Annotated in this window: 23 protein-coding genes and 2 other annotated features; of the genes, 7 read left to right on the forward strand and 16 right to left on the reverse strand. The window is 36.4% G+C overall.

The window, feature by feature from the left end:
- Positions 1–18: 18 nt before the first annotated feature.
- The 6 genes from I6760_RS04635 to nadA form a co-directional block, all read right to left on the reverse strand.
- Complete coding sequence (locus I6760_RS04635) at positions 19–732, reverse strand: amino acid ABC transporter permease (protein ID WP_196593304.1); 714 nt, start codon at positions 730–732, stop codon at positions 19–21.
- A 2-nt stretch (positions 733–734) separates the two neighbouring features.
- Positions 735–1463: an amino acid ABC transporter ATP-binding protein gene (locus I6760_RS04640; RefSeq protein WP_196593305.1), complete on the reverse strand. Its 729-nt coding sequence runs from the start codon at positions 1461–1463 to the stop codon at positions 735–737.
- A 460-nt stretch (positions 1464–1923) separates the two neighbouring features.
- Positions 1924–2466, reverse strand: coding sequence for a transcription repressor NadR (locus I6760_RS04645; RefSeq protein ID WP_196593306.1), 543 nt, complete (start codon positions 2464–2466; stop codon positions 1924–1926).
- An 86-nt stretch (positions 2467–2552) separates the two neighbouring features.
- Positions 2553–3422: a carboxylating nicotinate-nucleotide diphosphorylase gene (gene nadC, locus I6760_RS04650; RefSeq protein ID WP_196593307.1), complete on the reverse strand. Its 870-nt coding sequence runs from the start codon at positions 3420–3422 to the stop codon at positions 2553–2555.
- Positions 3419–4606, reverse strand: coding sequence for an L-aspartate oxidase (locus tag I6760_RS04655; RefSeq protein ID WP_196593308.1), 1188 nt, complete (start codon positions 4604–4606; stop codon positions 3419–3421). Before I6760_RS04655 ends, nadC begins: the two co-directional genes overlap by 4 nt.
- Positions 4607–4626: 20 nt before the next feature.
- Positions 4627–5529, reverse strand: coding sequence for a quinolinate synthase NadA (gene nadA, locus I6760_RS04660; protein ID WP_196593309.1), 903 nt, complete (start codon positions 5527–5529; stop codon positions 4627–4629).
- 338 nt (positions 5530–5867) lie between these two features.
- Positions 5868–6127, forward strand: a binding site (T-box leader).
- Positions 6128–6266: 139 nt separating this feature from the next.
- Here nadA and I6760_RS04665 point away from each other — a divergent pair.
- The 4 genes from I6760_RS04665 to I6760_RS04680 all read left to right on the forward strand — a co-directional run bounded on the left by I6760_RS04665 (position 6267) and on the right by I6760_RS04680 (position 12098).
- Complete coding sequence (locus I6760_RS04665) at positions 6267–7955, forward strand: 2-isopropylmalate synthase (protein ID WP_196594770.1); 1689 nt, start codon at positions 6267–6269, stop codon at positions 7953–7955.
- A 252-nt stretch (positions 7956–8207) separates the two neighbouring features.
- Positions 8208–8446 (forward strand) — a binding site (T-box leader).
- Between the two features lie 44 nt (positions 8447–8490).
- Positions 8491–10143: a dihydroxy-acid dehydratase gene (gene ilvD, locus I6760_RS04670; RefSeq protein WP_196593310.1), complete on the forward strand. Its 1653-nt coding sequence runs from the start codon at positions 8491–8493 to the stop codon at positions 10141–10143.
- A 427-nt stretch (positions 10144–10570) separates the two neighbouring features.
- Positions 10571–11401: an Mrp/NBP35 family ATP-binding protein gene (locus I6760_RS04675; protein ID WP_196593311.1), complete on the forward strand. Its 831-nt coding sequence runs from the start codon at positions 10571–10573 to the stop codon at positions 11399–11401.
- 28 nt (positions 11402–11429) lie between these two features.
- The gene (locus tag I6760_RS04680) at positions 11430–12098 is read left to right on the forward strand and encodes a 4'-phosphopantetheinyl transferase family protein (RefSeq protein ID WP_196593312.1); all 669 of its coding nucleotides are present in this window, start codon (positions 11430–11432) and stop codon (positions 12096–12098) included.
- 48 nt (positions 12099–12146) lie between these two features.
- On the opposite strand, the gene I6760_RS04685 is transcribed toward I6760_RS04680, so the two are convergent.
- Positions 12147–12386 (reverse strand): hypothetical protein, encoded by a 240-nt coding sequence (locus tag I6760_RS04685; protein ID WP_196593313.1) that lies wholly within the window; start codon positions 12384–12386, stop codon positions 12147–12149.
- Between the two features lie 329 nt (positions 12387–12715).
- Between I6760_RS04685 and I6760_RS04690 the strand changes: the two genes are divergently transcribed.
- A complete protein-coding gene (locus tag I6760_RS04690; protein WP_196593314.1) occupies positions 12716–13429 on the forward strand; it encodes a phosphatase in 714 nt (237 codons plus the stop codon).
- A 17-nt stretch (positions 13430–13446) separates the two neighbouring features.
- On the opposite strand, the gene I6760_RS04695 is transcribed toward I6760_RS04690, so the two are convergent.
- The 5 genes from I6760_RS04695 to gyrA all read right to left on the reverse strand — a co-directional run bounded on the left by I6760_RS04695 (position 13447) and on the right by gyrA (position 18764).
- A complete protein-coding gene (locus I6760_RS04695; protein ID WP_231036094.1) occupies positions 13447–14118 on the reverse strand; it encodes an energy-coupling factor ABC transporter ATP-binding protein in 672 nt (223 codons plus the stop codon).
- The gene (locus I6760_RS04700; protein WP_196593315.1) at positions 14118–14966 is read right to left on the reverse strand and encodes an energy-coupling factor transporter transmembrane component T; all 849 of its coding nucleotides are present in this window, start codon (positions 14964–14966) and stop codon (positions 14118–14120) included. The genes I6760_RS04695 and I6760_RS04700 overlap by 1 nt, the downstream gene beginning before the upstream one ends.
- The gene (cbiM, locus tag I6760_RS04705; RefSeq protein ID WP_196593316.1) at positions 14944–15936 is read right to left on the reverse strand and encodes a cobalt transporter CbiM; all 993 of its coding nucleotides are present in this window, start codon (positions 15934–15936) and stop codon (positions 14944–14946) included. Before cbiM ends, I6760_RS04700 begins: the two co-directional genes overlap by 23 nt.
- Before the next feature lie 168 nt (positions 15937–16104).
- Complete coding sequence (locus tag I6760_RS04710; protein ID WP_196593317.1) at positions 16105–16320, reverse strand: DUF2905 domain-containing protein; 216 nt, start codon at positions 16318–16320, stop codon at positions 16105–16107.
- Between the two features lie 29 nt (positions 16321–16349).
- Positions 16350–18764 carry a DNA gyrase subunit A gene (gene gyrA, locus I6760_RS04715; RefSeq protein ID WP_330997982.1) on the reverse strand — a complete coding sequence of 805 codons (2415 nt, stop codon included), beginning with the start codon at positions 18762–18764 and terminating at the stop codon, positions 16350–16352.
- A 301-nt stretch (positions 18765–19065) separates the two neighbouring features.
- Here gyrA and I6760_RS04720 point away from each other — a divergent pair, with 301 nt between their 5' ends.
- Both I6760_RS04720 and I6760_RS04730 read left to right on the forward strand, forming a co-directional pair.
- Positions 19066–19950: a MurR/RpiR family transcriptional regulator gene (locus I6760_RS04720; protein WP_196593318.1), complete on the forward strand. Its 885-nt coding sequence runs from the start codon at positions 19066–19068 to the stop codon at positions 19948–19950.
- A 378-nt stretch (positions 19951–20328) separates the two neighbouring features.
- Positions 20329–21777 (forward strand): 6-phospho-beta-glucosidase, encoded by a 1449-nt coding sequence (locus tag I6760_RS04730; RefSeq protein WP_196593319.1) that lies wholly within the window; start codon positions 20329–20331, stop codon positions 21775–21777.
- A 68-nt stretch (positions 21778–21845) separates the two neighbouring features.
- Here I6760_RS04730 and I6760_RS04735 read toward each other — a convergent pair whose 3' ends face one another.
- From I6760_RS04735 to I6760_RS04750, 4 genes are all read right to left on the reverse strand, one after another.
- On the reverse strand, positions 21846–23144 hold the full coding sequence (locus I6760_RS04735; RefSeq protein WP_196594773.1) for an amino acid permease: 1299 nt from the start codon (positions 23142–23144) through the stop codon (positions 21846–21848).
- Positions 23145–23218: 74 nt separating this feature from the next.
- Entirely contained in the window at positions 23219–24130 is a 912-nt protein-coding gene (locus I6760_RS04740) for a Ppx/GppA phosphatase family protein (RefSeq protein ID WP_196593320.1), read from the reverse strand.
- Between the two features lie 39 nt (positions 24131–24169).
- A complete protein-coding gene (locus I6760_RS04745) occupies positions 24170–24928 on the reverse strand; it encodes a TSUP family transporter (RefSeq protein WP_196593321.1) in 759 nt (252 codons plus the stop codon).
- A 199-nt stretch (positions 24929–25127) separates the two neighbouring features.
- Positions 25128–26123, reverse strand: coding sequence for a pyridoxal-phosphate dependent enzyme (locus tag I6760_RS04750; RefSeq protein ID WP_196594774.1), 996 nt, complete (start codon positions 26121–26123; stop codon positions 25128–25130).
- Positions 26124–26258: the final 135 nt, after the last annotated feature.

Raw genomic sequence — 26258 nt, forward strand, 5'->3', positions numbered from 1 at the left:
ACACCAATTAATCCTGCACTAACGATTTGAAGAAGACAACTTATACTCAATAAACTTTACACAATGTGACAAGGGAACACTTATTATTAAATATGCAATAGCCAGATAAGTATAAGCCTCAATAGTATAAAAGGTTTGTGATGCAAAAGTTTGCGTACGCAGCAAAAGTTCATTAACAGCCACATATGCCAATAAAGAGGTATCTTTTATCATCATAACAAGATAATTTCCAAGAGAGGGAATTATACTGCGCAGTGCCTGCGGCATTATAATACGAAAAAGGGCTTCATATCTCCCAAATCCCAAAACTAAGGCTGCTTCTGTTTGCCCTTTATCTATTGATAGAAGACCTGCTCTTATTACTTCTGACATATAGCAGCCATAATTAATTCCAAGGCCTACTATTCCTGCCGTCAATGGCTTAATCTGCGCATCAACTTTATATCCAAGCATAGCCGCAATCAAATCAATAATTAGTGGTACTACATAATATATATATACCAATTGTACCAACAGCGGTGTTCCTCTAATCACTTCTAAAAATCCATATAAAAATATCTTTATTGGTTTCCATCCATATAACCGCCCGATAGCAATAAATATACCTGCAATAGTTGCCAAAATAAAACCAAAAAAAGTTGCCTCCAAAACCACTCCTAATCCATGGATCAAAGATGGGACAAGATATTGTGCTGCTGCTTTAAAGTGTAACTGCCCCAGTATACCATTCATATTCATACCCCCAATAATACCCTATTTAAAAACTGCTGTGTACGTTCCTGTTTAGGATGGTTAAATATTTCACCAGGATGCCCTTCTTCAACAATATAACCCTTATCCATAAAAACGACTCGGTCAGATACATCACGGGCAAATCCCATTTCGTGGGTAACAATAACCATTGACATCCCATCTTTTCTAAGATCTTTCATTACATTCAAAACTTCATTCACTAATTCAGGGTCAAGTGCCGATGTAGGTTCATCAAATAAAAGCATTTTTGGCTGCATAGCAAGTGCTCTTGCTATAGCGACACGCTGCTGTTGACCGCCTGATAACTGTGCCGGATAAGAATCAGCTTTATCAGACAGTCCCACTTTAGCAAGTAGCTCGCGGGCCAGTTTCTCTGCGTCTTTCTTTTTCATTTTTTTTACATGCATCGGTGCATATATAATATTCTTCAACACATTAAACATCGGAAATAAATTAAATTTCTGGAATACCATACCTACTTCCTTACGCAGGCGTTTGCTGTCAAGTTTATCATCAAGTAGTGTTCCATCATAGTAAATCTGCCCTCCTGTTGGTATTTCAAGCAGATTCAAACAGCGCAGAAACGTGCTTTTTCCTGAACCAGAAGGACCTATTATACAAATAACTTCTCCATCATCTATTCTCATAGTAATATTTTTCAATACTTCAGTCTTACCATAATTCTTTTTCAAATCGAATATATTAAACATGCCAAACACCTCTTCATAAGTAAAAAGAACGCCCATCTTCCTTTACAGAAGATGAGCGCCCTTGCTCCATATATTCTCAGCTATTGGATTTATTTTATCATGTATGTCGCAAGCCAGTCAATGTACATAAGCACAATTTTTTTATTTGTTTTTGGTATTATAGCACAATTTTCCATATACATGACACACATATATGCAAATAAAGTTATATATATTTTCTTATTTTTGTTAAAGTATAACTGTTTTCCAACTATTTAATATAATATTTTTTATCATATCCTAAATAATTTTCTTACCACCGCACAGTATATTTACCCAAAAATTTTCTCGTATGATGTTTTTTAACTTAATTTTCACTCTGGTTTAGTTACTTTTATCCATTATTATTCTTTGCATCTACTGGATATTTGTGTTATTTTCATGGATTTTTTTATAGCTATTTATTTTTTGTAAAGCAGCATCATTCATTATCTGATAAATTTTCCTCATATGGCATTACTTCTGCCAGATACTTTTTTCCTTTCAATGCTACTTCTATATCATTAAGCACCGCTTCCGAATCGGCACAGACTTTATGAAAATGATATCCTGATGTTATGTTCATAAGCGGCGTCGACTTGCCATTTTTTATATCATTAAGAAAATCCTTTATGTCACGCCGGCTTCTAATATTTAATCTGGCTGTCATTTTACCATATACCCGATGATTTATCGTAACATCAACAACAGTTCCTCCTAAATCAACAATAGTCTTAAGCTCATCCTCTGTCTGTTCATTAGTGTGATGTACCTTAAATAACCGCGTAAACTTATGTCCATCACTAAAAAGATAGCCTCTGTTAGTAGATATTATATGATATTTTTTTGCCCGTAGAATGGCAATATCCTGAACAACCACCTGTCTGCTAACCCCTGTCAGCTGTCCTAAAGCCATACCTGATAAAGGTTCATCGGAATTTTGTATAGCCTCTATAATGATTTTCCTTCGTTGCTGTCCTGTCATTACTCTTCCTCCCTCTTTAATCAGCAGGATTAATCTCGCATTTTGAACAGTATGCCCACATATAAAATGCCATCGTCATTTACTACTTAACAATTATACACCGTACCAAATACACGCAGGTTTTTCAGACTAATATCAAGTATCGGCGCTGAATGAGTAAGTGCCCCGCTCGAAATAAAATCCACTCCGACAGACACTATTTTTTCTATATTAGCCTTATTTATATTACCTGAACATTCCGTTACTGCTCTTCCATCAATCAATGCCACCGCTTGTTTCATGTCATCTACTGACATGTTATCAAGCATGATGATATCAGCTCCAGCTTCAACTGCATCTTTGACCATTTGCAGGCTTTCTGTTTCCACCTCAATTTTACGAACAAACGGAGCATATTTCTTAGCCGTCAATATGGCCTCTTTTACCCCTCCAGCTGCATTTATATGATTATCTTTAAGCAAAACACCATCTGACAAATTATAACGGTGATTTAATCCACCACCTATTCTTACCGCATATTTTTCAAAAATTCTCATGCACGGTGTCGTTTTCCGTGTATCAAGCAATTTGGTTCTGCTGCCATCTAAAAGCTTTACTACTGCCGCAGTATATGTGGCTATCCCACTCATGCGCTGCAAATAGTTAAGTGCTGTCCTTTCCCCTGACAACAAAACTCTGACATCACCTGTTACTACAGCCATTTTATCACCATGATGCACCACGTCACCATCATGTACATAAAATTCTACTTTCGTCCTGGGATCAAGCAGTTCAAAAACACGTTTAAAAACATCTAGTCCGGCTATTATTCCCTCCTGCTTGCAGATCAGCTCCACATCACCTTTTTTATATTCAGCCATGATGGCATTAGTTGATACATCTTCACTGCTGATATCTTCCTCTAAAGCCATTTTTATGTATTTATCAGCCGCTATTTTCATTGTTATATTATTCATACTGCATTTTCACCAACTGTTCTTTTCGCAATTTCCCGTGCTGCCCGGGCCGCAAAGACCAAACTTTCCAGCAGACTGTTACTGGCCAGACGATTCTTACCATGTACACCGTTACAGCTTGTTTCACCCACAGCAAAAAGATTGGGCATCGTAGTTTCCGAATTACTATTTACATGCACTCCACCCATAAAATAATGCTGTGCCGGAACAACCGGAATCAACTCTTTTAATATATTATATCCTTCTTCCCTGCATTTTTCGTAAATATGCGGAAAATGGTTTAAAATAACATCCTGGGGAACTTTTTCAAAAGACATCCAAACATGTTTTGATCCTTCTTTTTCCATTTCAGCATAGATAGCTTTAGACACAACATCCCGCGGCAGCAGTTCATTTACGAATCGCTGTTTTTTGTTATTTAAAAGTATTGCATTTTCTCCACGAGCCGATTCCGATATAAGAAAACTCCGCCCTTTATTTTCCGTATAAAGACTCGTCGGATGGATCTGTACATAGTCCATATGTTCCAGCTCGACATTATGTTTTTTGGCAATACGGCACCCATCGCCTGTCAAATGGGGAAAATTTGTTGAATGTTCATATAAACCACCGATTCCACCTGTTGCCATCACAACAAATGGTGCTTTTATTATAAGCTCATTTTTATCTTTTGTCTGTGCTTTTATTCCCTGGCAGGTTTTATCCTTCTCCACAACATCGACCATAGTCACATATTCAGCTAATTTTACATTGTCCAGTTTGCGTACTTGTTCCAGCAAAGTCGTGGTAATTTCTTTTCCCGTCACATCTTCATGAAAACAAATACGCGCCCGTGAGTGAGCCCCCTCACGAGTATATTTTAATGTTCCATCCGCATTTTTTTCGAACCGCACGCCCAGCCGCAAAAGATCATTAATTACTGTCCGGCTCGAGCGAATCATAATATCTACACTTTCCCGTCTGTTTTCATAATGTCCTGCCTTCATTGTATCTTCAAAATAAGCCTCATAATCATCAGGATCATGTAAAACACAAATTCCTCCCTGCGCAAGCATGGAATCACTGCTTTCCACATCCGATTTTGTTATCATAAGGATTTTTTTATCACGCGGCAGGTTTAATGCCGTATATAATCCTCCCACACCACAACCAACTATAACAACATCATACTCCATATTTTCCATTTATATTATCTCCTTTATTTTCAAGCCAGCTCAAGCATCTTCAATAGTGTCTTTTTGGCCGGTTCTACCAATTCTGTCGGCACTTCAACACTATTTTCCCCTGTTCTCAACACAGTGAGAACTGCATCAAAAGTATTCAATTTCATATTAAGGCACTTAGGCACTGTTTCTGTAAAATAAAAATTTTTGTCGGCTTTTTCCTGTTCTAACTTATATTTGACGCCTATTTCTGTAGCAATAATAAATTCCTTATGTTTACTTGTAGCTGTATAATTAATTATCCCACTTGTTGAGCCTACATAATCAGCAGCTTTTACTATATCTTCATTGCATTCAGGATGAACCAGTATAAGAGCATCAGGATGTATTTTTTTTAGTTTTTCTATCTGGTCATACCGCATATGCTCGTGAATAGGACAAAATCCATCATTAAAAATAAATTGTTTATCAGGTACCTGACTGGCAACATAGCGTCCAAGATTTTTATCTGGGATAAAAAGAATATTCTTATTGGGTATATTCTTTACTATGTTTACCGCATTAGCCGATGTAACACACACATCTGAGTATGATTTTGTTTCTGTAGTTGAATTAACATAGCATACCACCGCCAAATCCTCATATTTTTCACGGGTGCATTTTATAAAATTATTATCTATCATATGTGCCATAAAACAATCTGCCCTGGCATCTGGCATTAATACCGTTTTATCAGGATTAAGAAGCTTAGCACATTCTCCCATAAATCTTACTCCAGCAAAAACAATTGTCCGGCATTCCAGTTTAGCAGCTATTTTGCTCAGATAAAAAGAATCGCCAACATAATCCGCTATATCCTGCACTTCAGATGAAGCATAATAATGTGCGAGAATAACAGCATCCCTTTCTTTTTTTAACCGTATTATTTCTTCAATCTTAGTCATTAGCATCTCTCCATTAACTGTCAATTTTTAAATATTGGCAGATTTATATTTATCCGGTATCCTATGTTCAGGCACTTTCTGTCTTATAACCAAGGCAGATTACATACTCAAACCTCGATTGGTGAATATTTTAAATAGCCTACTGTATTCATCAAACATTTCTATATGTGACTTATATGTCAAAATGCAGTATAGCAGATAATTTTACATATGACAAGACAGATGAATAATATAAATCTAATGTATATATTCAAAACACCAGTTTTATTTTTTTTTGTAATTTTGTATACAAAATGCTTGTAATATTAATCTTAATGTGCTATTGTATATGTCATACGAAAAATGCGTTGCAGAGGAATAGTAATATTTACCAAAAACTATCAGAGAGTTGTTGCATGGTGAAAAACAACAGTTTAGTAGATATGAACTCGCCTTGAAGCAGCTGTCTGAATGTTCCAAGTAGGTACAGCCGGGAACCCAACCGTTAAAATGGGAGGATATAATATCATTTTATGATACGTATCTGTAAAAGTGCATACTAAATTATTCTAGTATGAATTTGAGTGGTACCGCGAAAGCAAAGCCTTTCGTCTCTTTATACGAGACGAAAGGCTTTTTATTTTACATATTTTCTATGTTATCAACTTCTGCCCACTCCCCCATAAAATCTGTTAATATAGAAAATCATTGTATTTTTAGCAAATTAATAATTATAGGAGGATCTTACCATGTCTGTTATGAATAGCAAAAAGTATACAAAAAACTATTTTATGCCGCCAAAAATTGATATGAGCTGGACAGCAAAACAATTTCCTGACAAAGCTCCCGTTTGGTGCAGTGTAGATCTGCGAGACGGTAATCAAGCACTGGTTATTCCCATGAGCCTTGATGAAAAAATAGAATTTTATAAAATGCTCATACAAATAGGTTTCAAGGAAATAGAAGTAGGCTTTCCCGCTGCTTCTGAAACTGAATATGAATTTTTGCGTACACTTATAGAAAAAGATTTAATCCCTGATGATGTTACTGTGCAGGTTTTAACTCAGGCCCGTGAACACATAATAAAAAGGACTTTTGAAGCACTCGACGGTGTAAAAAACGCTATAGTACATGTATATAATTCCACATCTGTACCTCAGCGTGAACAAGTTTTTAAAAAATCAAAAGAAGATATAAAAAAGATTGCTGTCAACGGTGCATTAATGTTAAAAGAACTCACTGAACAAGCCGGACGTGATTATCGGTTTGAATATTCACCAGAAAGCTTTACCGGTACAGAAATTGATTATGCTTGTGATGTATGCAATGCAGTTCTTACTATATGGAAACCATCACAGCAGCGCAAAGCTATTATAAATCTGCCTTCCACAGTTCAAATGTCCATGCCGCATATTTATGCTGCCCAGATAGCCTATATGTCAGATCACCTTAACTACCGCAATAATATTATCCTGTCACTTCATCCTCATAACGATCGTGGTACCGGAGTTGCCGATTCTGAAATGGGTCTTTTAGCTGGTGCCGACAGAATAGAAGGTACTCTTTTCGGTAACGGCGAACGTACTGGCAATGCTGACATTGTCACAATTGCCATGAACATGATGGCACTTGGTGTTGACCCCAGATTAAATTTCAGCAATATGCCTGAAATAGTCAAATTATACCAGCAGGTGACGCGTATGCGTGTATATGAACGCCAGCCTTATTCCGGTAATTTAGTCTTTGCCGCTTTTTCCGGTTCTCACCAGGATGCTATCGCCAAAGGCATGAAATGGCAGGAGGAACATCAGCCTGAACATTGGACAGTTCCTTATTTACTTATTGATCCTAAAGATATTGGCAGAAAATACGACGGCGATGTAATACGAATAAACAGCCAATCTGGAAAAGGCGGTGTTGCTTATATAATGGAACAAAAATACGGTCTTGATATGCCAAAGAAAATGCGAGAGAATTTTGGCTATTGTGTAAAAAACGTCTCTGACCATCGCCACAAAGAGCTGCTTCCCGATGAAATATACAAAATATTTCAAGATACTTACGTGAATATAGAAACACCTGTTTCCTTAATAGATTTTAAGCTCAATAAAACAGCTGATAGTATGCGCAAGGGTTTTGTTCATCTTTATATCAATAAATGTGAAAAGAAATTAGGTGCTTATGGCAATGGACGTCTTGACGCTGTCAGCAATGCTCTTCAAGAAGAATTAAAAATAAACTATACTGATCTTATTTATAGTGAACATGCTATGGAAATAGGTTCTACATCAAGAGCAATGGCCTATATAGGAATCACCGATAAAGACAGTACAGTGTATTGGGGTGCCGGTATGGATACAGATATCATCACAGCTTCCGTAAAAGCACTCATAAGTGCTGTAAACAAACTTCCCGATATAAAAAAATTATGTAATAATAAAATCTAATTTATTCATCATTTCTCTATTACAAAGCACCCGTAACAAAATTATGGTATCAAATCTAACGAAATTTTTATCTATTGTTAATCTCGTCCATATTTATTTTCTTTTCATTTTACACTATTACATTAATAATAATCATTTATTTTTATTAAATTCTATTTTTTAGTAATAATTTATCTTGACAAATTATTTTTTAAATAATAAAATGTATGTCAAAGTATTTTATGATTACATTTTTACAAAACAATATACCATATAAATTTTATGACGAGAACGAGTATGCATTTTATTTGTTTTACAGAGAGTCAGTAATGCTGAAAACTGGCAAACAAATTTTGCAAAAAATCATCTCTAAAAAGCAACACTGAATCAAGTAAGTGAAGCCGTTTTTCCCCGTTACCGGAAATGCGTATTTTATTTAAGTACGTCATAAGTGTATTTATCATTTAATGATAAATAAATCTGGGTGGTAACGCGGAAAATCCGTCCCTAATCATTAGGGATGGATTTTATTTTTTATATTTAAGGAGTTACAATTATGAAAAGTGATTTAGCAAAAAAAGGGCCTGAACGTTCTGCACATCGTGCTTTATTTTATGCTATGGGCTATGGACCAGAAGACCTAAAAAAACCAATGATCGGTATAGTAAATGCTTTTAATGAAATCATTCCCGGCCATATACATCTGCGAACTATTGCAGAAGCTGCCAAATTAGGTGTAGCCGCTGCCGGTGGAATGCCTGTTGAATTTCCTGCGATTGGAATATGCGATGGTATCGCCATGGGGCATCAGGGAATGAAATATTCCCTGGCTAGTCGTGAATTAATTGCTGATTCCATTGAAGCAGTAGCTGCCGGCCATGCTTTTGACGGTCTGGTAATGATTCCTAACTGCGACAAAATTGTTCCAGGGATGCTCATGGCCGCAGCCAGGCTTAATATTCCCTGTATCGTTGTAAGCGGCGGCCCAATGCTGGCTGGCCGCCATAATGGTAAAGATGTAAGTGTCAGCACAACATTTGAAGCTGCAGGTAAATTTGCTGCCGGTAAACTCAATGCCGCAGACATGGCTTCCCTTGAAGCTGATGCGTGTCCCGGCTGCGGATCATGTTCTGGACTATTTACTGCCAACACTATGAACTGTCTGACAGAAGTCCTAGGTATGGGACTTGCCGGAAACGGTACTATCCCCGCTGCCTATTTTGGTCAGCGCCGTTTACTGGCAAAAACAGCCGGAGAAAAAATTATTGAACTAATAAAAAATGATATAAAACCACGTGACATTATGACTAAAAAAGCTTTTGAAAATGCAATTACGGTCGATATGGGCATAGGCGGTTCCTCCAATACTGTACTGCATTTGACCGCTATTGCGCATGAAGCCGGTATTACTATCCCCACACCATTATTCGATGAAATAAGTGCCCGAACTCCTTATATCACAAAATTAAGCCCTGGTGGTATCCACCATATGCAGGATTTAAACGAAGCCGGTGGAATATGTGCCGTTATGCATGAACTAGCAAAAAAAGGACTGCTTCACCTCGATGCTTTGACTGTAGATGGCACTATCGCTGACAGGATAAAAGATGCCCGGATAAAACGCCCAGATGTAATAAAGACTGTGGATGCCCCTTATCGCAAAACTGGTGGCATTGCCATATTAAAAGGAAATCTTGCGCCTGATTATGCCGTAGTAAAGGAAAGCGCTGTCACGGAAGATATGCTTTGCTACAAAGGAACTGCCCGCATCTTCAATTCAGAAGAAGAATCCATTGCGGCTATAACAAAAGGGAAAATAAAAAATGGTGATGTCGTAGTAATACGCTATGAAGGACCAAAAGGTGGTCCCGGAATGAGAGAAATGCTCAATCCTACTGCTGTTATTACCGGTATGGGACTAAAAGTAGCACTTATTACCGATGGCAGGTTTTCAGGAGCTACACGTGGTGCATGCATCGGACATGTATCTCCCGAAGCAATGGCTGGTGGTCCTATCGCCTTAATTAAAGAAGGTGATACCATTAACATAGATATTCCCAAACGCAAACTGGAACTTGTTATTGATGATAAGGAAATGACCGCCCGCAAGGCACAATGGAAAAAACCTGAACCCAAAATAAAAACCGGCTACCTTTCCCGTTATGCAAAACTAACTACTTCTGCAAGTACTGGTGCTGTCTTGGAATAAAAAACAAACATCTGCTATGTTATTCATAAATTTTTCTTTCTCATTATTAATTCTTATAAATGCATACTATATTAGATTATGATATAATAAAAATTGGTTAAAATTCTTAATAAGAATTAGTTTTATAAATATTTATTTTTATCAATCCAATAGCAGTATCTGCATTGTTTTTATAAAATGTTTTCCTATGCCAATATTTTGAAACAAATATTATAGTAAATCATTGATCGGATAAATAAAGTTTTGTCCTGTTTGAAACGTAAAGCCATTATATAAATCACTCATCGCTTTTACTTATAATTGAAGCTGATTATTCTTTTACAGCTAAATGGTAATACGATTTCGCTAAAATTTACTTTTTTTCTCCAGAAACAATATTTTTTAACTGCTTAGTGTTTAGATAAAAAATTTTGAAAGGATGAAATAAATGAGCGAAGAATGTACACACGAATGTGGCAGTTGTTCCAGTGCTGACTGTGCAGAACGCACTAAAATACCTCTAGAAAAAGGAAATCCTAATTCTCACATAAAAAAAGTTATTGCTGTTATGAGCGGTAAAGGCGGCGTGGGTAAGTCATTAGTAACTTCTATGCTGGCTGTGATAATGCGCAGGCGCGGATTCAATGTAGGCGTCCTTGATGCTGATGTCACAGGCCCGTCAATACCTAAAACTTTCAACATCAAAGAAAAAGCTGGTAGTTCCGAAAAGGGCGGCATCCTGCCCGTAACAACCAAAAGCGGTATAAAATTAATGTCCGTCAATCTTCTATTGGAAAACAGTACCGATCCAGTGGTATGGCGCGGTCCAATAATAAGCGGCGTTGTCAAACAATTTTGGAATGATGTAGAATGGGGCGATATTGACTATATGTTTGTAGATATGCCCCCTGGAACAGGCGATATCCCGTTGACTGTCTTCCAGTCATTACCAGTCAATGGTATCATTGTAGTTACGTCGCCTCAGGATTTAGTTTCCATGATAGTAGAAAAAGCTGTAAAAATGGCTTCTATGATGAATAAGCCTATCTTAGGAATTGTTGAAAACATGGCCTATTTCCAATGCCCTAATTGTAAAACCAGACACAATATATTCGGTGAAAGCAACGTTGCCTCACTAGCCGGTTTTTATAATATCCATCAAACCGCACAAATTCCGCTCGACCCTAAGTTAGCTGCTGAATGTGATAAGGATGGCATCGAAAATTTTGATAATGATTATTTAAATTTATTGGCGGCATATATTGAACAAAATGTCTAATTTTCTTTATGTATAGGAACCCATTACTATGATAACTGTTTATATCGCCGATGCCAGCAGTTTATCCCTATCTATGCTCGATAAATATTTAAATAATTTACCTGCATATAGGCAACAAAAAGTTCTATCTATCAAAGCAGTCCCTGCACGCAAATTGTCTTTAGGGGCAGGTCTTTTACTCAATCATGCTTTAAAAGAACATAATATTAAGAGCGCTTCTGCCAAATTTTACACTAATGATTTTGGCAAGCCCTATTTAAAAAATATTAATATATATTTCAATTTATCACATTCTGGAAAATATGTTTTTTGCGCTATAAGCAATACTGAAATAGGCTGTGACATCCAAAAATCAAATGCTTATTACAATTTTGATATTATTAAACGTTTTTTCCACCCGGCAGAACAAAAACTAATATTAACAAAAACCGGTACAGAACAAAAAAAATTATTTTTCCGTATCTGGGCTTTAAAAGAAAGTTATGTAAAAAACATAGGTATTGGTATTGCCCATACTTTTAAAAATTTTGCAGTTAATATAAATACTGCCAATGTAACTATTGCTGAAAAACAAAAGATACATTCCTACTATTTTATAGAATACTGTTCTGCCGACTATTTTGCCGCAGTATGTACAAACCAAAAATGTATAAAACCATGTCTGCAATGGGTAGATATAAAAAAACTGCTGATATAATTTATCGGCAGTTTTTTATTTATTTCATCACTAAATAACTATTATAGATTATAAATGCTTTTTCACTTTTTTCCTTTTGCGTTTTCCTATTTTACGATTTTCATGATTGTGCTTCATACAGTCACTATGCCAGCAGCAGTCATCATTGTTACACTCATTGCCAAGACCATAGCATTGCTGATTTCCTTCGGCATTCTGAATTGCATGTATAAAATCTTTTTTCGTACGCAAATTCTGCATAGCAACGCCTTTTTGCTCCGCAATACTCTTTATTTCCTCCAAAAGCATAACCATCTGCCCCCTTCTAATTAAACTACTAAGTCATAAAATTATATGTAGACAAATACCTTTACAATGAATATTAGTAGAAAAAGAGAACCTTAGAAAATAGTATAGCAATATTTGCCATAAAAATAATAATATTATTATAACAGTATATTTAAGAATATCAACGCTCTTATCAGAATCGTCTTATTCCTTACATAAATATACAACTATTAATATTGTTCTCCATTCAATAGCAGGATTCCTTTAATTTTTCAGATAATAACACTATATATATCCTTATTGACATTATTTATCATATATACGAAAATAAACTAATAAGGGGCGATACAATGAATGATTTTTTAGATATGCATATGCATACAATAATGAGCGGCCACGCTTACAGCACACTTTCAGAAATGATAACTGCAGGAGAAAAAAAAGGATTAAGACTTATGGGAATAACAGAACACGCACCGGCTATGCCCGGTACCTGTCATGAAATATATTTTCATAATTTTAAGGTTATCAACAGACACTATCACAATATGGAATTAATGATGGGTTCAGAAGTAAATATTATGGACCATGCTGGTAATTTGGACATGACAGAAACGACTTTAGCCAAACTTGATTATGCAATTGCCAGTTTCCATGAACCATGTATTTCTCCAGGAAATAAAAAAGAAAATACAACAGCACTTTTACATGTCTTGGAAAATCCTTATATAAAAATAATCGGTCATCCTGATAATGGTGCATATCCCATTGACTTTACTGCTATAGTAAAAAGTGCGAAAAAGAACAATGTGTTACTAGAACTAAACAACAGTTCTTACGGGCCAAAAAGCGGCCGTATCCACTCCCGTGAAAATGCCGCTGTAATGCTCAATTTATGTAAAAAATATGGTGCCTGCGTCATAATGGACAGTGATGCCCATATCCATACCGATGTCGGTAATCATGATTATATCTATGATTTACTCCAGCAGGTCGATTTTCCTGAAGAACTTATAGTAAACAGCAGCATAAATAAATTCAAGGATTACCTCCAGTTGAAATAAATACCTATCATATACGTTCATTCAACAATCTCATGCTTTTCTGTAAATTTCACGATACGTACATCAGAAGTAGTCAGCCATTTTTTTTGATGGCTGGCTATTATCAATGTTTTACCAGATAAAGAAAACTGTTCTATAAAATTTTCTATCCATCGTCTTGATCTTCCATCCAGCCCATTCATAGGCTCATCCATCATTAATATATCAGGATTTAACGCTAAAACTGCTGCAATAGCAGTTTTTTTCTTTTCACCGCCGCTCAAATGGTAAGGAGCCCTGTCCTTTAAGGATTCTATTTCTAAAAAAGTTAGTAAATCCATTACCCGTTCTTTTACCTCATTTTCCGAAAAACCCATTTGACGTGGTCCAAAGGCAAGCTCATCATAAACCGTAGGATTAAATAGCTGCATATCTGGATTCTGAAATACATACCCTATGCGCTTATGAAATTTTTTGGCAGTCACCATATCTTTTAATACTGCTGCTGTTATTTCCTGTCCGGCAAAAAAATAACTTCCCTGAGAAGGAAAAATAAGACCATTAAGCAGCTTAAATAAAGTTGATTTACCGCAACCGTTAGGCCCTTCCAGTAATATAAACTCACCACTATTAATAGACAATGAAACATCATTTAGTGCCACAATATCATCATAGCTATATTTTATATGAGATAACTTTAATAACGCCATTATTTTAAATATCCTTCTGTATAAAGAAATATAAGTGTTGTAGCAATAACTATAACCGCATAAACAAGATAAATATTCTTCCAATGATTATGCTGCACTATATGATAATCACCTGTAAAGCAGCGGCATATCATAGCATTATATGTCTGCCTTGCATACTCTTGTGATTTTATAAAAGTCATACCTAAAACACTGCCTATGCTTTGATATTTTTTTTGATTTCTGCCTATAGACCGTAATTTTAGTGCCGTAAGCAATGCAAAAGCAGTTTCTCCTAATAGTACAATATACTTTATTGTAAGTTCAAGTGCCGTAATAAATATACCCGGTACATGAAATCTCCCCAATATCCGCGTAAATAAGTAAAAAGGTATACTGCGCGATAAAATTGCTGCAGTCATGGTTGTCAAAAACACCTTAAATGGCAAAATGAAATTATTTGACAATCCCATACAAACAGCAGGCAATATAATAATGAAAGAAAATACCGCTGCACCAGCAGCCGGTTTCAGCACTGCCTCTATATATTCCCCATTAAAAAAACATATGTATACTAAAAGTGCTGCCAATAAAACCAGCAGGAACCCCATATTATGCGCCAATGATATCAACAGTATCAATAAAAATGTATATACTATCTTAAATGATGCACTAAACAGGCTCTTGCTGAATATTGTTTTTTGTTTCTTCAGCATACTAAGTTTAGATATTAATTCCAGTACCGTTTTACTAATATATTTTTCCTTATCCGGTACTGGAATATAATTATCAGAACTAAACAACCATTGCGGCATATTCTTCTGGCTGCACTGTTTTGGGAAATTATCAGGCAGTTTTATGTCCTTCATGACGGCTGCCCAATATTTTGAAAATTATTATCAATAATGCTACACCTATAACCGCTGATAATATATAACCAAAAACATCAGAAATTCCGCTCACTGTATAATCAGGAAAAACCGCACTATAGCTGAATCCGTTCGCTATTTTATCAGGTATATATCCAAGAGCTTTACCTAACGATCCATCGGCAGCTATTTCATCAGCACCCCATTCTCCCCATGCCGTTCCACTTGCCAAAAGACCTAGTGGTGATGCTGCGATAAGAATTATTATCAACGTAATTATGGGATTTAATTTTACTTTCTCATTATTATAAACGATTCCAGGCGAAACTTTCAATATAAATTCATAAATTGCCAGAGTAAATATTGCTTCTGCTACTCCAGCGACTAAAAGATGTGCAATAAGCATAGCCGGTATTGCAACTGATAAAGGATATGGGCAGTATAGAGCCTTTCCCGCGCTATCAGTAAAAAGCAGCGGTTGAATCCCAAACTCTACAGCCGCCATAAATGCCGCTAAATTAATACCTGCATATGAACCAAGTAATATAGCAATTTTTTGTCCCAGTGCTGATGGAACTACTTTCTTAATAAGCTGAACTGCATAAAACCCAGTAAACGGCAGTACAAAAGCCATATTAAAACAATTTGCCCCAAAAGAAAGTATACCACCATCACCAAAAACAACTGCCTGTATGAGCAATGCTACACTTATAGCCATACATGCAGAATACGGCCCCAGCAGCAACGCAATCAAAGTTCCTCCCACGGCATGTGCCGTAGTCCCACCGGGAATTGGTAAATTAAACATCATCATCAAGAAAGAAAAAGCTGCACCGACACCAATAAATGGTACCTTATCTGCCGGCAGCTCTTCTTTTATTTTTTTTATTGAATAATACCATACTGGAACCATAGCTGCAGCAAATACAACACATGTCGACGGACTTAAATAATTATCCGGAATATGCATAAAAAAACCTCCTTTTATAATAATGAGGATATTATAGCATTTATACATATGGGAAAAAAGCCTATGGCAGGGTATAGCATTGCTTCCCTTATTATAAAAAGCCCCCCATCATTATACAATGGGGGGGATATGGATATTATTAATCAGTCCATAATTTAACTGCGACAATTAATGGCGCAAAAACACATTTAAAAGTATTGTTAATATAATACTTATAACAATAGACGACCCTAGAGGAAAATATACACCAAAATTACTATTTTCCCACTTAAAATCTCCTGGTAATCTGCCTAAAGCGAAAAATTTACTGCCAAAATAGAATAATGTTCCCATAACGACCAGCAGGACCCCTGCCCAAATCATTATCTTGCCTAAATCGTTCATAAAATCGCCTCTCCAGGAAGTAAACCATGTTATTGTATTTCGTCTTCATGGTCAAAAACAGCCATTGCTGCTACATTGTCATTTCCACCAGTCTTCATTACTTTTACCCCTTGAGTGTTGCGTCCTATTACTGATATTTCGTCAACACCAGAGCGTATAACTATCCCATCAGTGGTTATAAGCATAAATTCCTGGCCTTCATGTACAACCTTTATACCTATAACTTCACCTGTTTTTTCTGTTACCTTAATATTAATAATTCCCTTGCCGCCCCTGGCCTGTTTACGATAACCGCCTGCCAGAGTCCGCTTGCCATACCCATTACGTGTAACAGTCAGCACCGTAGCTCCCTTATGCACATTATCCATGCCAATAACTACATCGCCATCTCGTAGTGATATTCCGCGTACCCCACGGGTATTACGTCCCATTGAGCGAACATCGCTTTCATCAAAACAAATCGACATCCCATTCTGAGTGCCTATAATAACTCTGCGGTTGCCATCTGTTAGTTTAACAGCAATAAGTTCATCATCTGCATCCAACGACAAAGCAATCAGGCCCGTTTTCTTGCGCTTAGTATCATACTCCGTCAAAGCAGTCTTTTTTACAACACCCTTTTTAGTCGTCATAAACAAAAATCTGTCTTCGGCAAATTCATCAATAGGAATAACTGCCGTAATCTTTTCGCCATTTTCAACTGGCAGCAGATTAATTATTGCCGTTCCTCTGGCCGTACGTCCCGATTCAGGAATTTCATAGCCCATTAACTGATATACACGGCCCCGGTTAGTAAAGAAAAGAATCGTTTTATGTGTGGAAGTTACTATCATATTTTCCACAAAATCTTCTTCTTTTGTTCCCATTCCCGCTATACCGCGTCCACCGCGTTTTTGACTGCGATATACAGCAATTGGCTGGCGCTTAACATAGTTATTATTTGTCATGGTAACTACAACATCTTCTTCAGCAATAAGATCAGCAAGATCAAGCTCTGAAGCATCCATAGTTATCTGAGTACGGCGTTTATCGCCAAACCGGCGTTTTACTTCAGTAAGTTCCTCTTTTATAATATTCAAGATTTTATGTTCATCAGCCAATATAGCAGCTAATTCATCAATTGTTTCTAATACCTGCTTATATTCATTAGCAATCTTTTCTTGTTCAAGTCCTGTTAAACGCTGCAGCCGCAGATCTAAAATAGCCTGAGCCTGTTTGTCTGTAAGTCCATAATTAGTTGTCAATGCTTCTTTAGCAATATCAGCTGTACGGGAAGTTCTAATATCCTTTATCACCGCATCAAGATGATTAAGAGCAATAGTCAATCCTTCCAGTATATGGGCTCGTGCTTTTGCCTTATCTAAATTATATTTAGTACGACGTCTGACAACATCTTCCTGATGTTTAATATAATACTGCAGTATCTGCTGCAAATTCAAAACACGCGGCTGACCGTCAACTAAAGCCAGCATTATTACCCCAAAGGTATCTTGCAGCTGTGTATGACGGTACAGTTGGTTCAGTATTACATCAGGATTGACATCACGGCGCAAATCAATAACAACACTCATGCCCTTGCGGTCTGACTCATCATTTAATCCTGTAATACCTTCAATCGTTTTATCGCGGACTAATTGGGCTATTTTTTCCACTAAGCGTGCTTTATTCACCTGATAAGGAAGTTCTGTCACAATTATACGTGACTTACCGTTAGGCCGTTCTTCCACATGCGCGCAGGCCCGCATCTTTACTGCACCGCGTCCCGTTGTATAAGCCGAAACAATACCTTCTTTTCCCATTATAAGCCCGCCGGTAGGGAAATCCGGGCCTTTAATTGCTGTCATAAGTTCTGGTATTGTTATTTCCGGATTATCTATCATCATCAGTATACCATCAATAACTTCCCCTAAATTATGCGGCGGAATATTTGTTGCCATCCCAACAGCAATCCCAGCAGAACCATTTACCAGCAAATTAGGCATTTTAGCCGGTAACACCGTCGGTTCTTTCAACGACTCATCATAGTTAGGCATAAATTCAACAGTATCTTTATCTATATCAGATAACATTATTTCAGCAATTTTCGACATGCGCACTTCAGTATAACGCATTGCTGCTGCTGAATCTCCATCAACAGAACCAAAGTTGCCATGTCCATCGGCAAGCATATACCGATAAGAAAAATCCTGTGCCATACGTACAATCGTTTCATACACAGAACTATCACCATGTGGATGATATTTACCTAAAACTTCCCCGACTATACGTGCCGATTTTTTATAGGGTTTATTGGATGCCATTCCCGCTTCCTGCATTGCATACAGAATACGGCGATGAACCGGTTTAAGCCCGTCACGAACATCAGGTAATGCTCTCATAACGATAACACTCATCGCATAATCAATATAAGAATTTTTCATTTCTTCTTCAAGCTTAACAGGTATAACCTTACCTAAATTGCCAAGCTGTCTCGGCCCGTCCTGCCCGGGTTTTTGGGCATCATCATTCTTATCAAAATCGTCTGCCACTTTCTCACCTCAAATATATAATAAGCGGCATTTATTCCGCTTGAAAGCATAGATATACGTTTATATATTATCATTTTTCTCTTAAAAAGTCCAATTGCTAACTATACACTCATATTATATCGTACCTTTGTATATATTTTCCTGCTGATAATTTTATAGTATAATCTAACTAACTTAATTACTCCATTTCTACTAGTACCGGATAATAAATACAGTTTTGAAAAGAGGATTTACTATTATGCGGCTTTTAAAAACCATGTCTGAACCCAAACGCTTTAATTCAACCGAGCAAACAATAATAAATTACATTCTGTCACATACAAAAGAATTGGCTTCATTATCAATACGAACCTTGGCAGAACGCACTTTTACCAGTCCTGCCACGATCTTTCGCCTTTGCCGGAAATTAAACCTAAAAGGTTATACTGAGTTCAAGATAAAATTTATCAGTGAAGTAAATCGTACTTCCACTCTGGGACGGCCTATTACCGGCAGGCCTATAACTGATAAAAATCCACCAGATTCCATAGTAAAAAAAATCGCCGCTCTTGAAATTGAATCTATTGAAGAAACAAAAAATGAAATGCACATGGAACAGTTAATACGTATTGCCGAAATACTCAGTAAATCAAAAAGTATTGACTTTTATGCTTTTGACCAAAATTATTATATTGCCCAAATGACGGCATACAATTTCATCCAAATAAAAAAAACCGCTGTTGCCAATATGGCTGCAAACAGCCAATATATGCAGGCACTTACCTGTGATAATACCCATACCGCCATAATTTTAAGCCGCACCGGTGAAAACAAACGACTCATTGATATCGCTGAAATTTTAAATCAGCGCCATATAACTTCGATCTTAATGTCACCAATAAAAAAATCTACATTAGCAAAATTGTCCAGTGAATTTCTTTATATTGCTGATACCAAAGAATATCTTGACATGGGCATTTTAATTTATAATGTCGGCGTTCGCTATTATCTGGATGTTCTGTTCGCTATGATGCTTTCTCAGGACTACTGGAACATAAAAAAAACCTATGATAAATTTGAAGATATCTTCGGTCGACTTAAAGATCCCTGGCATCTTTGGTAACTTTTCATTTTATGCTTTTTCCTTCATAAATATATAACCATATTGCAATATTCAATAGAAATTTGCCCATTAACTACACAGCCAATGTCTTTTACCACCACACATATTGTTCGATATGCTATGGCCTTTTAGGTACACTTGCATTAGGTATATCTAAAAACATGGAATAATGTTTCACTATATTCCATGTTTTTTATTATGTTCTGAAACATTATTTCTAAATGTTCGTAATTTATTGAATAATAGCTATAATTATTTTATATTAATATTACATGCAGAAGATCAGCTTATGAGTGCAGAAGGTTTTAAAATTGTTGCACTTGAGTTTATAGATGTTTATAAAAAATTTTTTTATACTAAATAACCGGAGGTTTATGAATGGGATTTTCAGAAAAATTTTTATGGGGCGGCGCAGTAGCTGCCCATCAAGTAGAAGGAGCATGGCAGGAAAGCAACAAGGGTATTAGTGTAGCTGATGTTATGACTGCAGGCCGCCATGGCGTGCCGCGCAAAATTACTGATGGTATCATTGAAGGAGAAAACTACCCTAACCACGATGCTATTGATTTTTATCATCATTATAAGGAAGATGTTGCGCTCTTAGCTGAAATGGGATTTAAATGTTTTCGTACAAGTATTGCCTGGACACGTATTTTCCCTAATGGAGATGAAAAAACGCCCAACAAAGCTGGTCTAAAATTTTATGATGATTTATTCGATGAATTATTAAAGTATAATATTGAACCTGTAATCACCCTATCCCATTTTGAAATGCCATATTCTTTAGTAAAAAGATATGGCGGCTGGCGCAATCGCAAATTAATAGATTTTTTTGTCAACTTTGCTGTGTGCGTATTTAACCGCTATAAAAATAAAGTAAAATATTGGATGACATTTAATGAAATAAATAACCAGAGTGAAGTTAATGTGCCATTCACTGCTTTTACAAATTCAGGTATACTGTATAAAAAAAATGAAGATAAAAAAGAAATAATGTATCAGGCAGCACATTATGAGCTGGTAGCCTCAGCCAAAGCTGTAATTGAAGGACATAAAATAAATCCTGCTTTTAAAATAGGCTGTATGCTGGCATTACAGCCAGTCTACCCATATAGCTGTGACCCTGATGACCAGATAAAGCAACTTGAAGAAATGCATAAACGCTTTTTCTTTGGCGATGTACACTGCCGCGGACATTATCCATCTTATACTACAAAAGAATGGAAAAACAAGGACTACAAAATAGATATAACCAATGATGACCTTGATATTTTATCACATGGCACCGTTGACTATTTAGCCTTTAGTTATTACAAAAGTTCAGTTATTTCTTCCAATCCGAAATTGACTAAATCAATCGAAGGCGGTTTCGGCATTGGTACAGATAATCCTTACCTACAACAATCTGCCTGGGGCTGGCAGATAGATCCAGTGGGCCTCCGTTATACCCTGAATATTCTTTCTGAAAGATATGAACTGCCCCTCATGATTGTTGAAAACGGCATCGGTCTACAAGAATATAAAAACACTGCGGGAAAATTTGAAGATAACGAACGCATAGCATATTTTTCTTCTCACATACGGGAAATGAAAAAAGCCGTTGATGAAGATGGGGTTGAGCTTTGGGGCTATTGCCCGTGGGGTCCTATAGATCTGGTATCTGCCGGCACCGGAGAAATGGAAAAACGTTATGGGTTCATTTATGTAGATAAGGATAATAATGGCAATGGCACGCTAAAACGAGAAAAGAAAAAATCTTTCTACTGGTATAAAAAAGTCATTGAAAGTAACGGAGAAGATCTTTCCAATAATACAAAGACCTATTAAACATGTAAATATTATACTCTAATAGAAAACAAAGCTATCGCATGATTTATATGTGATAGCTTTGTTTTTTATTTATCACGTATTTTTTTTATCTTATATCCTATATAAATTACCAATATCCAAATAGGGCAGAGATATACAGCCAGCCGATATTCCGGCATTACTGCCATGGTAATTCCAATAGACAAAAAGTAAATTATACCTATATAATTCAGTAATGGAAATAATGGCATCTTATAAGAAAGTTTTTTCACCCTGATGCCGATTTTATGCCTGAATTTTATCTGGGTATATAATATCATGATCCAATTTATTAATGCCGCAATAGTAGCTATCGACATCACATAATTAAAAACCTGCTTAGGTGCAAAATATGTAACAACGACGGCAATCCCCACAAACAATGACGAAAATAACACAGCTGCACGCGGTACACCATTTTTAGAAACTTTTTTCAAAAATGCCGGAGCATTATTTTGCAGTGCCAATCCATGGAGCATACGAGCGTTGCTGTATAAGCAACTGTTATAAGCAGAAAAGACACCTGTTAATACAATAACATTCAAAATAGAAGCTGCTGCCGGAAATCCTATCGCCGAAAAAATTTCCACAAAAGGACTGCCATTCATGCCTACTTTATCCCACGGGTAAAGTGTAACCAATACAAACATTGAGCCTACATAAAATATTAAAATACGCCCAATTATTAAATCAACTGCCTTTGGAATAGTTTTAGACGGATTTTCTGCTTCTCCTGCCGTAATACCTATTAATTCCGTTCCACCGAATGAAAATGTCACAACAACAAAAGAGAGCATCATCCCCCACATCCCCTTAGGGAAAAAACCACCATGATCTACCAGGTTATGAAATCCAATTGGTGCAGTTTCTCCTATACCAAATAAGATAATTCCAAGACCAAATATTATCATAAGTGATATTGCCACCACTTTTACAATAGCTCCCCAAAACTCGATCTCACCAAAAGAACGAACATTCGTTAAGTTTATAACATTAACAAGAATAAACAGCACTAATCCTGATACCCACATAGGCAACTGGGGAAACCAATGGTGCATATATATGCCGATTACCGAAACTTCGACCATAGAAACAGCCACATAATTAAACCAGTAATTCCAGCCTGATAAAAAACCCGCAAAATCTCCCCAATAATCATATGCATAAGTGCTAAAGGAACCAGAAACAGGATTATCCACAGACATTTCACCCAATGCTCGAACTACAAAATAAATAAAAATCCCGCCAATCAGATAAGACAGCATAACTGCCGGGCCTACCATGCTTATAGTACTTGCCGATCCATAAAATAATCCCGTCCCTATAGCACACCCCAAAGCAATCATTTGTATATGGCGTTCTTTGAGCCGCCTTTGCAGCCCTTGCTTATTTTCCAATCCTACCAATCACTTTCTTTAATTTATTTTTTATCTATAATTTGCTTGTATATAAAGCCTTCACGCATTCCTGTATCTATATATTTTAATTTTGCGGCTTTAAAGAATTGGCATACCTTATCAACTATAACTAATCCCGGTATTATGGTTTTCAGCCTATCTGGTGCTGTTCGTAGAAGTATTATCGCCGCCGCTTCATCAAGATTATCTGCACAAGTATATTTTTTTATTATATTAATAAATCTACTTGTATCCATTTTCATATTGTCTGCTGCACAATTAAACAATTCATTATACAATAGACGGGTACTTTTTATCGTTCCTCCTATGCCGCACATATACGGTTTGGAGAAATTGCCAAAATTGCTATTAGCAGCTAATAATTGTTCTACTTCTTTTTGCATATCCTCTATTTCAACATAGCTGGGCAAAAAATCTTCTACATATTTAGTATATAAAGAAAGTGCCCCTACCGGTATGCTGCTTTTTTTTATAATTTTTTCATTTTCATAGTGGATTATTTCTGTACTACCGCCGCCCACATCAATCATAATCCCTGCCGGCATATCAACGCTGCGGATTACTCCGGCAAAGTCAAACTCCGCTTCTTCCTCCCCTGTTATTATGCGTATCGCTATTTTAGTACGTTTTTTTAACTGTTCAATTACATCTTGACTATTTTTTACATTACGAATAGCCGCTGTTGTAAACGCAGCTACATTTACAATATGAAAACCTGCCAAAAAATCATTAAATTCATTTAAAATTTCGCAGGTTTTATCAATACCTTTTTGCTGCATAACACCATCTTTCACATAAGCCGCCAATCCTACTGTATGCTTTTTTTTCATAAGCATTTCTATCCTGCCATAATTTATATTATATATTGCCATTCTAATAGTACTTGAACCAATGTCAATCAACGCATAAAGCATTCTGGTCTACCTCCTAGACACCATTTTTTTATATCTGATTCACCTAAATAAATCCCATATCTGTTTTCCTATAAGAAGCACTGACATCATAACAAAAAGCGGTTTTACATAAGCTGCTCCGTGTTTTAATGCCGTTCTGGCCCCGCAAAAAGCGCCTGCCATTACCGCCAATCCCATAGGTATCGCATAAGAAAAATAAATCTGTCCTAAATAGGCAAAGAACAAAACTGCTGCAATATTACTGCAAAAATTTAATACTCTGGCATTCGCTGCTGCTCCTATAAAATCTAACCCCATACATAAAAAAGCAAACATTAAAAAAGAACCTGTTCCCGGGCCAAAAAATCCATCATAAAACCCCATTGTAAAGGCTATCCCCATACTGCTTAAAAGTATTTTACGAGTAATTCCTGTATATGATGCCTTTTTCCCCCAATTTTTCCGACTCAGCGTATAAATCGTAATACATATCAATAATACCACTACTAACGGTCGTAAAAAATCAGCCGGTATTTGATGTACTACCATTACTCCTCCCAAAGAGCCTATAATTGATAAGGGAAATACATACTTTATTATTTCCACGGTAACTTTTCTATTTCTAATAAAAGTCATGGCACTTGTAAACGACCCCATAACCGCTGACATTTTATTTGTTGCCAATGCGGCAACCGGATCTATTCCGGTTAACAATAATACCGGTAATGAAATTATCCCGCCTCCCCCTGCAATTGAATCAACAAAACCTGCTACAAATCCACCGCATACCAAAAAAATTATTATACCAACATTATCCAAAAATCATATACCTCCCATGCCATTTGCAAACACTGTTTCACCTGGTCCGTGTGGACAAAATATAAACCAATACATTATGTATTGGTTTATATTTTAATAAAGACTAGCCAAAAATAAAAGTGTTTTATCTTATTTATATTAAAACATTTTATTTTTTAATATAATTGTTTACTTTCCTGCCCGTTCATTCCACTCATATTCAGGATAATAATCCTGCTCCAGTCAATGGTAAAACAATTCTATAATTATCTGGTTTTCCCTTTTTGAAAAACTTCAATGCCCCAGCCAATGAACAAGCAGCACTTTCTTCCACATAAATCCCTTTTCGACCAATAGCCAGCTGGGCATTATGTATTTCATCATCAGAAACTGTCACCACATTTCCTAAACTTCGCTGCAGTATCATTAATATTTCATTTATCCGCTTGGGGTGCATTATCCGTATTGCCGAAGCAATCGTATATGATTCTGGCTGCAATTTTCTATGTTTAAACCGACTGTACACCGGGCTGCAACTTTCACTCTGAACTGCTACAAAAGCCGGCAGCCGACCAATTTCTTCAAATCCATAATACAACCCCAATAGTATTGTACCATTGCCCACAGGCACAAAAATATATTCAGGTACCTTATTTCCCATTTGTTCATAGATTTCATATGCCAAAGTTTTTATTCCTTCAAAAAATAATGGATTATATATATGCGAAGCATAATATATTTTTTCAGCAGCTCGGCGGGCTGCTTTGCCTGCCTCTATCCTGTTATCTGCATAATGGACATGAGTACCAAAGGTCTTCATAAATTTCACTCTGCTCTCAGCTATTCCCTTAGGAACGTAAATATCACAATCAATCCCCGCTGCTGCCGCATAAGCAGAAATTGCGGCTCCGGAATTACCCGATGAATCCTCAACTATATGACTTATTCCTAGATATTTCAGTTCATTAATGAGTGCATATGCCCCTCTTGCTTTAAAAGAACCAGTAGTCTGAAGATGTTCCAATTTCAAAAACACCTTGCCAAAATCATCAAAGTTTACTGCCAGCATAGGAGTCTTTATCTCACCGATAGATATAGAAGAAGGTATAATGTCCTCTGCAGTTTTATAAAGCTTAAACAGTCCTCCACAACTGCAATGATAAGTCAATGTATTAAGCGGATATTTTTTTTTACACTTTTCACAATAAAAATGCATTTTTTTCACCACCATTATAAAATTTTTACCGTCTTTTCTATACCTTATAATTCGCTATTTAGCTTAACATTTCCTGTCATGCAAATTTTTTTCCATTTTAATTTCAACAAAAGACTTGACTTACTATCCTTTTTC

Origin of the sequence: Pectinatus sottacetonis (assembly GCF_015732155.1) — a bacterium.
Lineage (GTDB): Bacteria > Bacillota > Negativicutes > Selenomonadales > Selenomonadaceae > Pectinatus > Pectinatus sottacetonis.

Bases quoted from the DNA above. Each gene is read 5' to 3' on its own strand.
- ilvD (WP_196593310.1), top strand. From the start codon at position 8,491: ATGAAAAGTGATTTAGCAAAAAAAGGGCCTGAACGTTCTGCACATCGT.
- I6760_RS04635 (WP_196593304.1), bottom strand. From the start codon at position 732: ATGAATGGTATACTGGGGCAGTTACACTTTAAAGCAGCAGCACAATAT.
- I6760_RS04735 (WP_196594773.1), bottom strand. From the start codon at position 23,144: ATGATTGCTTTGGGGTGTGCTATAGGGACGGGATTATTTTATGGATCG.
- nadA (WP_196593309.1), bottom strand. From the start codon at position 5,529: ATGACTAAGATTGAAGAAATAATACGGTTAAAAAAAGAAAGGGATGCT.
- I6760_RS04655 (WP_196593308.1), bottom strand. From the start codon at position 4,606: ATGGAAAATATGGAGTATGATGTTGTTATAGTTGGTTGTGGTGTGGGA.
- cbiM (WP_196593316.1), bottom strand. From the start codon at position 15,936: ATGCATATTCCGGATAATTATTTAAGTCCGTCGACATGTGTTGTATTT.
- I6760_RS04690 (WP_196593314.1), top strand. From the start codon at position 12,716: ATGAATGATTTTTTAGATATGCATATGCATACAATAATGAGCGGCCAC.
- I6760_RS04730 (WP_196593319.1), top strand. From the start codon at position 20,329: ATGGGATTTTCAGAAAAATTTTTATGGGGCGGCGCAGTAGCTGCCCAT.
- I6760_RS04740 (WP_196593320.1), bottom strand. From the start codon at position 24,130: ATGCTTTATGCGTTGATTGACATTGGTTCAAGTACTATTAGAATGGCA.
- I6760_RS04640 (WP_196593305.1), bottom strand. From the start codon at position 1,463: ATGTTTAATATATTCGATTTGAAAAAGAATTATGGTAAGACTGAAGTA.
- I6760_RS04710 (WP_196593317.1), bottom strand. From the start codon at position 16,320: ATGAACGATTTAGGCAAGATAATGATTTGGGCAGGGGTCCTGCTGGTC.
- nadC (WP_196593307.1), bottom strand. From the start codon at position 3,422: ATGAATAATATAACAATGAAAATAGCGGCTGATAAATACATAAAAATG.
- I6760_RS04700 (WP_196593315.1), bottom strand. From the start codon at position 14,966: ATGAAGGACATAAAACTGCCTGATAATTTCCCAAAACAGTGCAGCCAG.
- I6760_RS04685 (WP_196593313.1), bottom strand. From the start codon at position 12,386: ATGCTTTTGGAGGAAATAAAGAGTATTGCGGAGCAAAAAGGCGTTGCT.
- I6760_RS04675 (WP_196593311.1), top strand. From the start codon at position 10,571: ATGAGCGAAGAATGTACACACGAATGTGGCAGTTGTTCCAGTGCTGAC.
- I6760_RS04645 (WP_196593306.1), bottom strand. From the start codon at position 2,466: ATGACAGGACAGCAACGAAGGAAAATCATTATAGAGGCTATACAAAAT.
- I6760_RS04665 (WP_196594770.1), top strand. From the start codon at position 6,267: ATGAATAGCAAAAAGTATACAAAAAACTATTTTATGCCGCCAAAAATT.
- I6760_RS04695 (WP_231036094.1), bottom strand. From the start codon at position 14,118: ATGGCGTTATTAAAGTTATCTCATATAAAATATAGCTATGATGATATT.
- I6760_RS04680 (WP_196593312.1), top strand. From the start codon at position 11,430: ATGATAACTGTTTATATCGCCGATGCCAGCAGTTTATCCCTATCTATG.
- I6760_RS04750 (WP_196594774.1), bottom strand. From the start codon at position 26,123: ATGCATTTTTATTGTGAAAAGTGTAAAAAAAAATATCCGCTTAATACA.